The sequence below is a fragment of the Acidovorax sp. LjRoot118 genome (assembly GCF_964253575.1).
Lineage (GTDB): Bacteria > Pseudomonadota > Gammaproteobacteria > Burkholderiales > Burkholderiaceae_C > Acidovorax.
Map to the genome: position 1 here is coordinate 980,428 of NZ_CAXURB020000001.1, position 12,346 is coordinate 992,773.

The 12,346-nt window shown below is 66.7% G+C and carries 10 protein-coding genes; 2 read left to right on the top strand and 8 right to left on the bottom strand.

Features of this window, described 5'->3' with window-relative positions:
• Positions 1–16 precede the first annotated feature (16 nt).
• The 8 genes from ACSQ9E_RS04645 to bfr all read right to left on the bottom strand — a co-directional run bounded on the left by ACSQ9E_RS04645 (position 17) and on the right by bfr (position 9,528).
• Positions 17–250 (bottom strand): hypothetical protein, encoded by a 234-nt coding sequence (locus ACSQ9E_RS04645; protein WP_436217018.1) that lies wholly within the window; start codon positions 248–250, stop codon positions 17–19.
• The gene (locus tag ACSQ9E_RS04650; RefSeq protein ID WP_436217019.1) at positions 247–1,434 is read right to left on the bottom strand and encodes a PepSY-associated TM helix domain-containing protein; all 1,188 of its coding nucleotides are present in this window, start codon (positions 1,432–1,434) and stop codon (positions 247–249) included. Before ACSQ9E_RS04650 ends, ACSQ9E_RS04645 begins: the two co-directional genes overlap by 4 nt.
• A gap of 212 nt (positions 1,435–1,646) precedes the next feature.
• A complete protein-coding gene (locus tag ACSQ9E_RS04655; RefSeq protein WP_436217020.1) occupies positions 1,647–3,731 on the bottom strand; it encodes a TonB-dependent siderophore receptor in 2,085 nt (694 codons plus the stop codon).
• Between the two features lie 106 nt (positions 3,732–3,837).
• Positions 3,838–6,000, bottom strand: a complete 2,163-nt coding sequence (locus ACSQ9E_RS04660) for a TonB-dependent receptor (RefSeq protein WP_436217021.1) — start codon at positions 5,998–6,000, stop codon at positions 3,838–3,840.
• Between the two features lie 74 nt (positions 6,001–6,074).
• Positions 6,075–6,407 carry a DUF3325 domain-containing protein gene (locus ACSQ9E_RS04665; protein WP_436217022.1) on the bottom strand — a complete coding sequence of 111 codons (333 nt, stop codon included), beginning with the start codon at positions 6,405–6,407 and terminating at the stop codon, positions 6,075–6,077.
• Positions 6,408–6,417: 10 nt separating this feature from the next.
• Positions 6,418–8,139: a PepSY-associated TM helix domain-containing protein gene (locus tag ACSQ9E_RS04670; RefSeq protein ID WP_436217023.1), complete on the bottom strand. Its 1,722-nt coding sequence runs from the start codon at positions 8,137–8,139 to the stop codon at positions 6,418–6,420.
• The gene (locus ACSQ9E_RS04675; protein WP_436217024.1) at positions 8,136–8,444 is read right to left on the bottom strand and encodes a DUF3649 domain-containing protein; all 309 of its coding nucleotides are present in this window, start codon (positions 8,442–8,444) and stop codon (positions 8,136–8,138) included. The genes ACSQ9E_RS04670 and ACSQ9E_RS04675 overlap by 4 nt, the downstream gene beginning before the upstream one ends.
• Before the next feature lie 607 nt (positions 8,445–9,051).
• Positions 9,052–9,528: a bacterioferritin gene (bfr, locus tag ACSQ9E_RS04680; RefSeq protein ID WP_436217025.1), complete on the bottom strand. Its 477-nt coding sequence runs from the start codon at positions 9,526–9,528 to the stop codon at positions 9,052–9,054.
• A gap of 359 nt (positions 9,529–9,887) precedes the next feature.
• On the opposite strand from bfr, the gene ahpC reads away from it, so the two are divergent.
• Together ahpC and ahpF are read left to right on the top strand one after the other, a co-directional pair.
• Positions 9,888–10,463: an alkyl hydroperoxide reductase subunit C gene (ahpC, locus tag ACSQ9E_RS04685; protein ID WP_007854684.1), complete on the top strand. Its 576-nt coding sequence runs from the start codon at positions 9,888–9,890 to the stop codon at positions 10,461–10,463.
• Between the two features lie 182 nt (positions 10,464–10,645).
• Positions 10,646–12,253 carry an alkyl hydroperoxide reductase subunit F gene (ahpF, locus tag ACSQ9E_RS04690; RefSeq protein WP_436217026.1) on the top strand — a complete coding sequence of 536 codons (1,608 nt, stop codon included), beginning with the start codon at positions 10,646–10,648 and terminating at the stop codon, positions 12,251–12,253.
• Positions 12,254–12,346: the final 93 nt, after the last annotated feature.

The window sequence follows — 12,346 nt, forward strand, 5'->3', positions numbered from 1 at the left end:
TAAGAGGAAAGAAGGGTCAGAAAGGGGTGGCAGAGTCATTGCCGGGGTCAGGATCCGCAGGGTCTGCGGCCGGCGTTGGCCGCCAGGTGAACCAGCCCATCACGGCAACGGGCACGCCCAGCCCGACCCAGGACCACCAGTCGCCCCAGGTATCCGAGATGAGCGCAGTGGCCAGGCCGCTTGCGGTGAGCAGCCCCAGCACGATGGGCCAGCCCCACAGGGTGCGAAACGGCGTGGGTGCGTTTTTCATGCGGACTGCTCCGGGCGGGCCATGGTGGCCGTGGCGCCGGCGGGCAGGCCGGTGGCCGTGGCGGTTGCAGGCGCGGCAGCCGAAGCAGGCGCCCTGCGGCGCAGCCACAGGTACAGGCCGCTGCCCAGCACGACGATGGTGGCAATGTCGAGCAGCGCCCAGAGAATCTTCATGGGCATGCCGCCGTAGTCGCCGAAGTGCAGCGGCTGCGAGACCAGCAGCGCCGTGAGGTACCACGGCAACTGCGGCGCGGCGGTGACCTGGCCGCTGTGCGCGTCGACCAGCACCGGTTGCAGCAGGCGCGAGGTCAGGGGCTCGGCGCCGCGCAGGAACACGGTGTTGTGGTGCGGGCTTGAGAACGAGGTTCCGGGGAAGGCGATGAACGACAGTTTGTTGCCTGGCGCGTGCGTGCGCGCGGCGTCCACTGCCTGCTGCAGCGGCCCGCGCTGGTCCATGGCGATCACGGGCTTGCCCTTGTAGGGCGCCAGCAGGGTCGACAGCTGGTCGTACTGCCAGTACTTGATCATCAGGTCGGCCCAGGTGTTGATCATGCCGGTAGCGCCCACCACAAGGGCCCAGACCAGGGTGACGACGCCCAGCAGGTTGTGCAGATCAAGCCACTTCACGCGTGTGGAGCGCTCGCGCCGCACGTCGCCGAACTGCAGCTTGCGCATGAAGGGCGCATACAGCACCACGCCGGTGACGATGGCCACCAGCAGCAACAGGCCCATGAAACCGAGGAACAGCTTGCCCGGCAGGCCCGCGAACAGGTCCACGTGCAGGCGGAACATCAGGTTCATGAAGCCCTGGTTGGTGGGAATGTCGGACAGCACCTTGGCGGTGCGCGCATCCACCGCCACGGACTTGAAGTCCTCGGTCGGGTCGGGCGTGTGGGTGAGGGTGACGAACCAGACCTTGTCGTCGTCCTCGGCTTGCGAGACGAACTGCACCATGCGCCCGGGGTGCACGGCCCGGGCGGCAGCGATCACAGTATCCAGGTTGGCGCGTGGCGTGCCCTCGGGCATGGCGGGCGCCTCGACCTCCGTGCCCAGCAGGTGGCCGATTTCGTGGTGGAAGATCAGCGGCAGGCCCGTGAGGCACAGCAGCAGCATGAAGATGGTGCAGACCAGGCTGGACCACTTGTGGGTCCAGGACCAGCGGCGGATGGCGGTGGGTGACAGCATGGTTCGGGGCTCGGTGGACCCCCTTTGGGTCATGTCGATGGACGAGGGCCGCCACGGCTGCAGGGCCGAGACGGCATTTGGGCCCGAATTTTACAATGCAAGTAAGAATGATTTGTTTTTGCGTTGTCTTTGACTTGTTGTTTTGATGCCCAAAAAAAGCCCGGCGTCCCTGGGGAGCGCCGGGTTTTGCCAACGCCGCAGGGTGGGCGTGATCAGTACCTTGCCTTGAGCGCCAGCGTCACGCGGCGCGGCTCGCCGTAGAAATTCTGGCGCCCGACGCCCGAGACCTTCTCGTAGTAGGTCTTGTCGAACAGGTTGTCCACCGAGAGGTTCAGCGCCAACTGGTCGTTGATCTGGTAACCCACCTGGGCGCTGGCCAGCACATAGTCACCCGAGGTGATGCGAAGCGCGCCGCTTTGCACATAGAACTCGCTGCGGTAGGAGATGCCGCCACCGATGCTGAAGCCGCGCAGCGCGGGCGAGGTGAAGGCATAGCGCGTGAACAGGTTCACGCTGTGGCGCGGCGTGACGGGGCTGAACACCTGGCCCTGCTGGGCCACCGGTGCCTTGAGGTAGAGCGTGTCGTTGTAGGCGTAGCCGGCCACCACGTCCCAGCCGGGCTGGGGCTGGCCGCTGACCTCGGCTTCGAAGCCTTGCGAGCGCACCTTGCCGCCGGCGTAGAAGGCGCCAGCCAACCGGGAGTCGGCGATGGCACGGTCTTCGTCGATGATGCGGAAGATGGCGGCATGCGCCTGCAGGCGCTTGTCCAGGAACTCGCCCTTCACGCCCACTTCCACCTGCTTGCCGGTGCGGGGATCGAGCAGCTGTTTGTCGATGTCGAGCTGGCTCTGTACCACGAAGGTCTCGGAGTAGCCCGCATAGGCCGTGTACTGCGGGTGGAAGTCGTACAGCACCGCCACCGAAGGCACGAACTGGCGGCCCGGGTCGGCCACGCTCGTGGCGGCGCCGGTGCTGGTGCTGCGCGTCACCGCGTCGGCCCAGCTCAGGCGCCCGCCGGCCAGGACCTTGACGGCGTCCGCCACGCTGACCTGCGCCTGGCCGTACAGCGCGTTCTCGGTGCGCGTGGTGATGGCCGTGTAGCCGGGCAGCACAAGCGCCGGGTAGGGGGCGCTGTAGTTGGGTGAGAGCAGGTTGGCCTGGGTTGGGGTGCCGTAGACGAAGTTGTTGTCGTAGCTTTTGCCCTCGTTGCGGCTGGCGCCCACCAGCAGGCGGTGGGTGCGGCCCGCCATGTCGACCGGCAGGCTGGCGAACAGGTCGTAGTTGCGTGTCTTCACATGGGTCAGGCCATCCACCATTTCCATGGTGAAGTTGCCGTTGGGGGCGAGGGCGCTGTTGGCGCGGGCGGCACTGTAGAAGGCGGTGCGGTCCACATCGCGGGCCGACAGGCGCACCGTGCCGCCGCCCGAGAGGCGGTGCTCCAGCTCGGCGAAGAGGTCGGTGGTTTCCAGGTCCTGGCGGTTGGAGGCCAAGCCCGAGAAGGCGCTGCGCGGCAGGCTGGCCAGGCGGCCATCGGCGTAGGTGGGCAGGCCCTGATCGATGGAGGCGCGCACGCGCTGCTGCGCGCCGCCGATGGACAGCGTGGTGGACGGGGCAATGTCCCATTCCAGAGTGCCGTAGCCCATGCGCTTGTTGTTGAACAGCGTGTCGACATGGCTATCGCGGTCTTCGGCCACGGCCACTGCGCGGGCGCGCACTGTGCCGCTGGCGTTGAGGGCTCCGCCCACGTCCACCTCGCCGCGGCGCAGGCCGAAGGAGCCTACGGACGCATCGGCGTTGAGCATCAGCTTGCCCGGCGCGCGCTTGCGCACCAGGTTCACCGTGCCGCCCGGCTCGCTGCCGCCCTGCAGCATGCCGGCGGGGCCGCGCAGCACCTCGATGCGGTCGTACATGGCGGCGTCCAGCGTGCTGTAGTTGCCCTGCGGGATGGGCACACCGTCGAGCTGGATGGAGCCCACGTCGAAGCCGCGCGACTGGAAGGTGTTGTAGTTGCCCGCGCCATCGAAGCGGGTCACGTTGATGCCGGTGCTGAACTTGACCGCGTCTTCCACCTTGGTGACGTTGCGGTCATCGAGCTGCTGGCGCGTGATGACGCTGATGGACTGCGGAATCTCGCGCGGCGCCTGCTCCATTTTGCCCACGCTGAGCTTGCGGGCCGTGTACTGGCCCGTGCCTTCGGTGGTGTCGATGGAGTTGGTCACCTTCACCTCGGGCAGGGCGGCATCCTGCGCATGGGCGGTGGCGGCTATCAGGCAGCTGCAGGCGGCCATCCGGGCCATGGTGGTCAGTGGAAATGAGGGCACTTTGGATGCGCGAAGGTGGTGGGTGGAAAGGCGGCGTTGTGTCATGGCATGGGCACGGTGGGTGACGGTTGAAATAAAAGACTCAGAAGCGCGTGCGCAGCGTGACCTGCAGCGCACGTGGCGAGCCGGGCAGGATCAGGTTGTCGTTGCTGCCATGGGCCGACACGTAGTACTTGCGATTGGTGAGGTTCTTCACGTTCACGTCCAGGCCCCACTGGCCCAGCGTGTACTGCAGGGCGGCGTCCACCGTGGTGTAGGCGGGCAGGGTGACCAGGTTGGTCAGCGACGTGTAGCGCTCGCCCACGTGGCTCACGCCGCCGCCCAGGCGCAGGCCGTGGCCCACATCCTTCATGGCCCACAGGAAAGCCGAGTTGCGGGGCGTGAGCGCGGCCACCTTGCCCTGCGAGGGCACGTTCACCGTGGGCAACTGGCTGCTGGCGGCCGTGGCCAGGGACTTGGTCATGCGGCCATTGAGGTAGGCATAGCCTGCGCTCACGTCCCAGCCGGACAGCCGGCCGCTGCCGGTGAGCTCCAGCCCGTTGGTGCGCTGCGTGCCCACGTTGATCTGCCGCGCAGGGTTGGACGGGTCGGTGTTCTTGATGTTGGTGCGTTCCAGATTGAAGAGCGCACCAGTGAGGTTGAGGCGGCCATCCAGCAGGTCGAGCTTGACGCCGATCTCCTTGTTCTGCGTGATCTCGGGCTCGTTGTCCGTGTTGTTGGCCGCCAGTGCGAAGGTCTCGCCCGAGGGCTGGAAGGACTTGCTGTACGACACGTAGTACGACACCTGTTCGCTGGGCTGCCACACCAGGCCAGCGCGCGGACTGAACTTCCTGTCGGTGCGCTCAAGGCTGGCCAGGGTGCGGTCAAAGCGGGTGTCCTGCTTGAAGACGTCGTAGCGCGCGCCTACCAGGGCCTTCCACTGCGGTGCCAGGGTGATCTGGTCCTGCAGGTACAGGCCCATGGTGCCCTGTTCGGTGTGGCTGGGGATGGCGCCGGTGGCGGTGTAGGCGCTGGCGGGAATGGCAGGCGTAGGCACGTTGCCGGGGTTCAGGATGCTCACGCGGTCCACCACGCCACCCGAGATGGATTCGGCGCGCTTTTTCTGCTGGCCCAGCTCCATGCCCATCAGCCATTCCTGGCGCAGCCCGCCCAGGTGGTTGCGCCAGGTCACGTCGGTCTGGTTGAACACGCCGCTCTCGTCGCGAAAGACCAGGCTGCGGGTGCGGCCCACGGTCATCGTGACCGGGTCGGTGGTGCCGCTGGGCAGGGTGTTGTAGCGGTCCAGCGTGTAGTCGTACACGCGGGTGACGTTGCGCACCGACCAGTCGTCGTTGAAGCGGTGGTTGAGGGTGGCCGTGAAGGACTGGACGTTGCTGGTGCTGATGTCGTCCTTCAGCGCCGTGCCCGAGCCGTAGTAGGTGCCGGCCGGCACGTTGACGGGGCGGCCGTTGAGCGCGGGGATGCCGAAGTCCGTGAGCCGCTGGTCGCGGGCGTTGGTGTACTGCAGCAGCAACTGGGTCTCGGGTGCGAGCTTGAGCGCCAGCGAGGGGGCGAAGTTGTGGCGTTTGACGAACTGCTGGTCGCGGTAGCTGCCCGAATCCTCGCCCGCCAGATTCAGGCGCAAGGCGGCGGCATCGTTGATGCCCAGGTTCACATCGGCCGTGGCGCGGCGGTAGTCGTGGCTGCCCAGGCCCAGGGTGGCTTCGCCAAAGGTGGTGCCGAAGACGGGCTTCTTGGTCACGCGGTTGATGAGCCCGCCCGACGAGCCGCGCCCGTAGAGCACGGCGGCGGGGCCCTTGAGCACCTCGATGCGCTCGATGTCGGCCAGGTCGCGGAAGTACAGCGCGTCATCGCGCACGCCATCGACGAACTGGTCGGCGATGGCCGTGAAGCCGCGGATCACCACCTGGTCGCGCTGGCCGTCGCCATGGCTCATGGCCACGCCGGGCACGTTGCGCAGCGCGTCTTCCATGGAGCGCGCGCCCTGGTCGCGCAGCAGTTGCCCGGGGACCACGTTGACGGCCTGGGGCACATCGCGCAGCGGGGCGCTGCCCTTGGTGGCCGTGGTGCTGGCAGCGGGGGCGTAGGCGTCGTCCGCAGCGCCCGACTTGATGGTGACCTCGCCCAGCGTCTGGGGCGCGCGGGGCGCGGGGACGGACTGGGCCAGAACAGGGGTGCCGAAGGCGGCGATCAGGGCCGCAGCCACAGGCGTGCGTACGTCAGAGAGCAGGGGATGCAGGGGCATGGGATACCTTGGGCGGGACACAGCGATGGAAGAAAACGAAACCGGAGAGGGGGCGGGCGGGGATGGATAGCCCATCACCACCCGGCGGCCCAGGCGGCCAGCCCGGCCAGCAGGGCTGCGCCGGCCAGCGTTGGCGCGCGACGGGGCTGCCAGGTCATCACTGCGGTGACGGCCACGGCGGCCACCGACAGTGCGATGGTCCAGGCCGTCAGACCCAGCGATGAGGGGGTGCCCGAGTGGGGCCGCGCGGCCAGCCACAGCGAGAGGGCCAGCAGCAGCCAGCCCACGCGACGCAGTTGCGCCAGGCGGGGTGTGGCGGTCTCGCGGCCCAGGGCATCCTCGTGGTGGCGGTCCATGCCCAGAGCAATGGCAGACCAGGCGGCAAAGCAGAAGAAAAAGGCGGACATGGCGACTCGTTCAGGCCTGGGAGGCCGGCAGGGCATCGGGTGTGGCCATGGCTGCGGCGCGGGTGGGTACCTCGGCCTTGCGGCCTGCCTTGCCCGGCAGCGGCCGGCCCGGGCGCAGGCGCCAGGCGAGCCAGGAGAGCAGCGCACCGGTGGCCAGGAAGCTGAGGTCCATGCCGGCCCACAGCCAGTCGCCCGCAGGCAGGCTGATGCCCAGGTGGGTGGACGTGGTCAGCGCGTTGAGCAGCGGCAGCGCTGCCCAGGCGGCGCCGGCTAGGGCCAGCACCAGCGACCAGCCGCGCCGGTTGGGGAACAGCACCCCCCAGAGCAGGGCCACGCCCCAGGCGCCGAAGAAGTACGACAGCTCGGCATCGGGCCGTTCGGGCGCGTCCAGTGGAATCAGCCGGTTGGACGCCATGTACACGGCGCAGGCCAGTGGCAGGCCCGCGAGCGAGGCGATGTTGAGGCTGGCCACCAGGCGCTGGCCGAATGGCAGGCGCAGCGGCCCGTCGGCTGCAGCGCTGCCCTTGCGCTGGTCCTGCGCGCTGCGCTTGACCGACCACAGCACCATGCCGGTGGCGATCATCAGGCTGCCCAAGAGGCCAAAGCCCACCAGCACCCAGCGCATGCCCGGGCCGGCAAAGCGCCCCAGGTGCAGGCCATAGAGCACGCCATAGGTCACGGCGGCGGGCGTGGTGGCGTCGGTCTGTTCCAGCACGGCGCCGGTGGTGCCGTGGAACAGCATGCGCTCGGGCCGGTACTGCAGGCGGTCGCCTTCGTGGCGCGTGACCTCCACGACGGGAGTGCCCTGCGCGTCGCGCCGCGCCTGGATGCCCCCGATGCGCCCGCCCTCCCAGCGCTGGCGCGCGGTTTCCAGGATGGCGGCAAGCGGCATGGCTGCGGGCAGCGGTTCCACCTTGTCGCCGGGGTTGCGGCGCACGCGGCGCTCGGGCTTTTCGCCCTGCAGGTCGGCGAAGTAGGTCTGCGAATCCACGCCCTTGGGGCCCTGGTAGGCCGCAGCGATGCCCGAGGGCATGTAAAGCGTGTGGAAGATCATCAGCCCGCTGAAGGTGATCATCAGGTAGAACGGCAGCACCAGCACGCCGGTGACGTTGTGCGCGTCAAGCCAGGCGCGCTGCCCGCCCTTGGCGGGGCGGAAGGTGAAGAAGTCCTTGAAGATGCGCCGGTGCGTGACCACGCCAGTGAGCAGGGCGATGAACATCAGCATGGTGGCCACGCCCACCACCCAGCGGCCTTCGATGGCCCAACGGCTTTTCTGCGCGGTGCGCAACTCGTAGTGGAAGCGGTAGAAGAACTCGCCGCCCATGGTCTTGCGCGCGTCCACCGTCTCGCCGGTCTGCGGGTTCATGAGCAGGGTCTCGAAGCGGCCATTGCCCGTGTCGCGCCACAGCAGCGTGACGGCATTCTGGCGCTCGTCGGGCATGCGCAGGATCCACTGTGTGACGTCGGGCACCTTGCGGTTCATGGCGGCCACGGCGCGCTCGGCCACGTCGGCGGTGGCGGGCGGCATGCCGTGCAGCTCGGGCCGCATCCACAGGTTCAGCTCGGTCTTGAAGAACGACAGCGTGCCCGTGAGGAAGATGGCAAACAGCAGCCAGCCCAGGACGAGCCCGGCCCAGGTGTGCAGCCACGACATGGCCTGGCGAAAGCCCTCGCGGGCCTGTTCGCGCGCTGCGCGCGGCGCGGGGGAAGCAGGGGTGGTGGTATCGGTCATTGCAATGTCTCCAGCCAGCGCGGCGCCATGGCGCAGGCGCCCAGCACCAGCGCGGGCAGCAGGGTGCCGCCCCAGGCGCCCCAGGCCGTGCGGGCGTAGAAGGCCCAGCCTGCGGCGCCCGCGTAGACCAGCCAGGCCAGCATGGTGGCGGTGAGCACCGCTTCCACGCGCGGCATGGCCTGGGCCAGGGCGAGGGACAGGGCGGCGGTGAAGGCGGCGGCCAGCGCATACCCGCCCGCCGTGGCGGCCAGGGCGCGCGAGGTGATGGCCAGGCGGTAGCGCCAGCCGGGATGGATCGCTTTCATGGCCGAGCCTCCCTGCCTCAGAAGCCGTCGCGCCGTGTGGGCGAGGCGGTGCACCGAGCCAGGCGGTGGCGGTCGTGCTGGTGGGGCAAGCGGCGGTGCATGTCGGTACTTCCTGGTGTCGCGTTCTGTGGTTGCTTGCGGCCAGGGGTGTTGGTAGTGCCTGCATGGCAGGCACGGCGACACCCAAGGCGTGGTATCCGAAGGCGGCGGCGCCATGACGACGGTGCGCAGCCAACGGATGAAAGCCGCGCACAGGCGCGGCGCGGGATGCGGGGGCATCCCGGAATTCATGGTTGGCTGGCAGGAGAGGGTGCGTGAACGAACGCACCCCGGTGCTGGGCGCGCGCTGTGGAGACGAGCTGCTGGCTGGGGCCGTAGTTTACCTAATTGCGAACAGTTCTCATTATTTGTTTACAATTTGTGTGCGTTTGCAACAACGTTGGCGCCATCGGGCCACTGTTGTCCGGCGAGCGGACATAAAAAAACGGGCCGAGGCCCGTTGTGGAAGGTGTGGGGTACTTGTCGTTGGCGCTGGTTTGTCAGTCTTTTTATGGTCGAGTCTGCTTCTTCTACTGTCTTCGTGGGGCGACTCGTGAATGGGGAAAGCTCAGTCTTCTTCGCTCATCTGCGACTGCAGGTAGTTCTGCAGGCCGACCTTGGCCACCAGCTCGATCTGGGTTTCCAGAAAGTCGATGTGCTCTTCGGTGTCGTCGAGGATCTTCTGCAGGATGTCGCGCGAGACGTAGTCGCGCACAGTCTCGCAGTGGGCAATGCCCTCCTTGATGGTGGCCTGGGCGCCTTTTTCGGAGCTCAGGTCGCAGGCCAGGATCTCCGGCACGTCCTCACCGACCTGCAGCTTGGCCAGGTCCTGCAGGTTGGGCAGGCCGTCGAGCATGAAGATGCGGTCCATGAGCACGTCGGCGTGCTTCATCTCGCCGATCGACTCCTGGTATTCCTTCTTGGCCAGCTTGTCGAAGCCCCAGTGCTTGAGCATGCGGTAGTGCAGGAAGTACTGGTTGATGGCGGTGAGCTCGTTCTTGAGCTGGGCCTGCAGATGGCCGATGACCTGTGCGTCGCCTTGCATGGGGAGACCTCCTTGTTATGTGATTCGCCGCTGATTGTCGTGAGCGCGGGCGCCGCACGCAAGGCAAGCCCCCGTACCTTTGCATTGGCTGCGTGTGATGCTGAGTTGTGTTCGCGTTCGGTGCTCTTCGCGGTGCCTCGGCCAGGGGTTTTCGCCAAAAATTCACAGAAGCTGCCCACAGTCATGCCGGGGACCCAGGCGCCTGAAACAGCCGCTTTCAACCCGCAACAGACGCAGGGCCGGGTTTCTAAGTATAGTCACAGGCAATTGATTCAATCAAATCAATTAATTGGATTGATGGCCTCAGAAGGCCTAAACTTCATTCCGTAGTCAGTTCAACCACCCTTAAGGAAACAGCAATGTCCCTGATCAACACGCAAGTTCAACCCTTCAAGACCACCGCTTTCGTCAACCGCAATGGCAAGGGCGAGTTCATCGACCTGACCGAAGCCGATCTCAAAGGCAAGTGGTCCGTGCTGATCTTCATGCCTGCCGCCTTCACCTTCAACTGCCCCACCGAAATCGAAGACGCGGCCGACAATTACCCCGAATTCCAGAAGGCTGGCACCGAGGTCTACATCGTCACCACCGACACGCATTTCTCGCACAAGGTCTGGCACGAAACCTCGCCCGCCGTGGGCAAGGCCAAGTTCCCCCTGGTTGGCGACCCAACGCACCAGTTGACCAATGCCTTCGGCGTGCACATCCCTGAAGAAGGCCTGGCACTGCGCGGCACTTTCGTGATCAACCCCGACGGCATCATCAAGACCGCCGAAGTGCATTCCAACGAAATCGCCCGCGACGTCAAGGAAACCGTGCGCAAGCTCAAGGCCGCCCAGTACACCGCCGCCCACCCCGGTGAAGTGTGCCCCGCCAAGTGGAACGACGGCGCCAAGACCCTGGCTCCTTCGCTGGACCTGGTCGGCAAGATCTGATCGGCTGATTGCATCGGCAGAGCGGCCTTGGGGCCGCTCCCCAGCCGGACAGCGTCATGGCGCGCGTGCGCCATGCCGTCCGGCTTTTTTTCGCCCATTTTTTACGCTCTGTTGCGGACCCAGGCTTGCCACAAGCGGCCTTGGCCCCCACCCTATAAGCCAGAACTCGAAAGGACACCACCATGCTCGACGACCAACTCAAGACCCAGCTTGCCGCCTACCTGGAGCGCGTGACGCAGCCGTTCGAACTGGTGGCCTCCCTGGACGACAGCGCGACCTCGCGCGAGATGCTGGAACTGTTGACCACCATCCAGTCCCTGCGCAGCGACAAGATCAGCCTGCGCACCGATGGCCAGGACTCACGCAAGCCCTCGTTCAGCCTGCAGCGCGTGGGCAGCACTAATTCGCTGCGCTTTGCCGGCCTGCCCCTGGGCCATGAGTTCACCTCGCTGGTGCTGGCCCTGCTGTGGACCGGCGGCCACCCACCCAAGGTCGAGCCCGAGGTGATCGAGCAGATCGCCGCGCTGGATGGCGACTTCGAGTTCGACGTCTACATGAGCTTGACCTGCCACAACTGCCCGGACGTGGTGCAGGCGCTGTCGCTGATGTCCATCTTCAACCCCAAGATCAAGACCACCGTGGTCGAAGGCGGTGCCTTCCAGCAGGAAGTGGCCGACCGCGAGATCATGGCCGTGCCCATGGTGTTCATGAATGGCAAGGTCTTCGCCTCGGGCCGCATGTCGGTCGAGGAGATCATCGCCAAGCTCGACACCGGCGCGGCGGCCCGCGACGCAGCCAAGCTGTCGGCCAAGGCACCTTATGACGTGTTGATCGTCGGCGGCGGCCCTGCCGGCGCCGCAGCCGCCGTGTACGCCGCCCGCAAGGGCATCCGCACCGGCGTGGCGGCCGAGCGCTTCGGCGGCCAGGTGAACGACACGCTGGCCATCGAGAACTACATCTCGGTGCTGGAGACGGACGGCCCCAAGTTCGCCGCTGCCCTGGAAGCCCACACCCGTGCCTACGACGTGGACATCATGAACCTGCAGCGCGCCGACAAGCTGATCCCGGCCAGCGAACCTGGCGGCCTGATCGGCGTGCAACTGGCCAACGGTGCCACGCTGCATTCCAAGACGGTGATTCTGTCCACCGGCGCGCGCTGGCGCAACGTCAACGTGCCCGGCGAAGCCGAGTACAAAAACAAGGGCGTGGCCTACTGCCCGCACTGCGACGGCCCGCTGTTCAAGGGCAAGCGCACGGCCGTGATCGGCGGCGGCAACTCGGGTGTCGAGGCCGCCATCGACCTGGCCGGCCTGGTGGCCCATGTCACGCTGGTCGAGTTCGCCGACCAGCTCAAGGCCGACGCCGTGCTGGTCAACAAGCTCAAGAGCCTGCCCAACGTGAGCATCCACACCAACGCGCAGACCACCGAGATCACCGGTGCCGACGGCAAGGTCAACGGCCTGAAGTACAAGGACCGCGCCACGGGCGAAGAGCACCTGGTAGCGCTCGAAGGCGTGTTTGTGCAGATCGGCCTGGTGCCCAACACCGAATGGCTCAAGGGCACGGTGGAGCTGTCCAGGTTCGGCGAGGTCATCGTCGACTCGCATGGCCGCACCAACCTGCCTGGCGTGTTTGCCGCCGGCGACTGCACCACGGTGCCGTTCAAGCAGATCGTGATTGCCGCAGGCGATGGCTCCAAGGCCGCCCTTGCCGCCTTCGACCACCTGATCCGCATGCCGGTGGTGGCCAAGGCCACGGCCGAAGCGGTTCCGGAAGCCGTGGCTGCGTGACCTTGCACGCCCATTGGTGATGAACGGGAGCCTTCGGGCTCCCGTTTCTGCTTTTGGGCTTGGCATTGGCAGGGCCAATGTGTATTGATAACT

Bases quoted from the DNA above. Each gene is read 5' to 3' on its own strand.
- ACSQ9E_RS04645 (WP_436217018.1), bottom strand. From the start codon at position 250: ATGAAAAACGCACCCACGCCGTTTCGCACCCTGTGGGGCTGGCCCATC.
- ACSQ9E_RS04665 (WP_436217022.1), bottom strand. From the start codon at position 6,407: ATGTCCGCCTTTTTCTTCTGCTTTGCCGCCTGGTCTGCCATTGCTCTG.
- ACSQ9E_RS04670 (WP_436217023.1), bottom strand. From the start codon at position 8,139: ATGACCGATACCACCACCCCTGCTTCCCCCGCGCCGCGCGCAGCGCGC.
- ACSQ9E_RS04675 (WP_436217024.1), bottom strand. From the start codon at position 8,444: ATGAAAGCGATCCATCCCGGCTGGCGCTACCGCCTGGCCATCACCTCG.
- ahpC (WP_007854684.1), top strand. From the start codon at position 9,888: ATGTCCCTGATCAACACGCAAGTTCAACCCTTCAAGACCACCGCTTTC.
- bfr (WP_436217025.1), bottom strand. From the start codon at position 9,528: ATGCAAGGCGACGCACAGGTCATCGGCCATCTGCAGGCCCAGCTCAAG.
- ahpF (WP_436217026.1), top strand. From the start codon at position 10,646: ATGCTCGACGACCAACTCAAGACCCAGCTTGCCGCCTACCTGGAGCGC.
- ACSQ9E_RS04660 (WP_436217021.1), bottom strand. From the start codon at position 6,000: ATGCCCCTGCATCCCCTGCTCTCTGACGTACGCACGCCTGTGGCTGCG.
- ACSQ9E_RS04650 (WP_436217019.1), bottom strand. From the start codon at position 1,434: ATGCTGTCACCCACCGCCATCCGCCGCTGGTCCTGGACCCACAAGTGG.
- ACSQ9E_RS04655 (WP_436217020.1), bottom strand. From the start codon at position 3,731: ATGGCCCGGATGGCCGCCTGCAGCTGCCTGATAGCCGCCACCGCCCAT.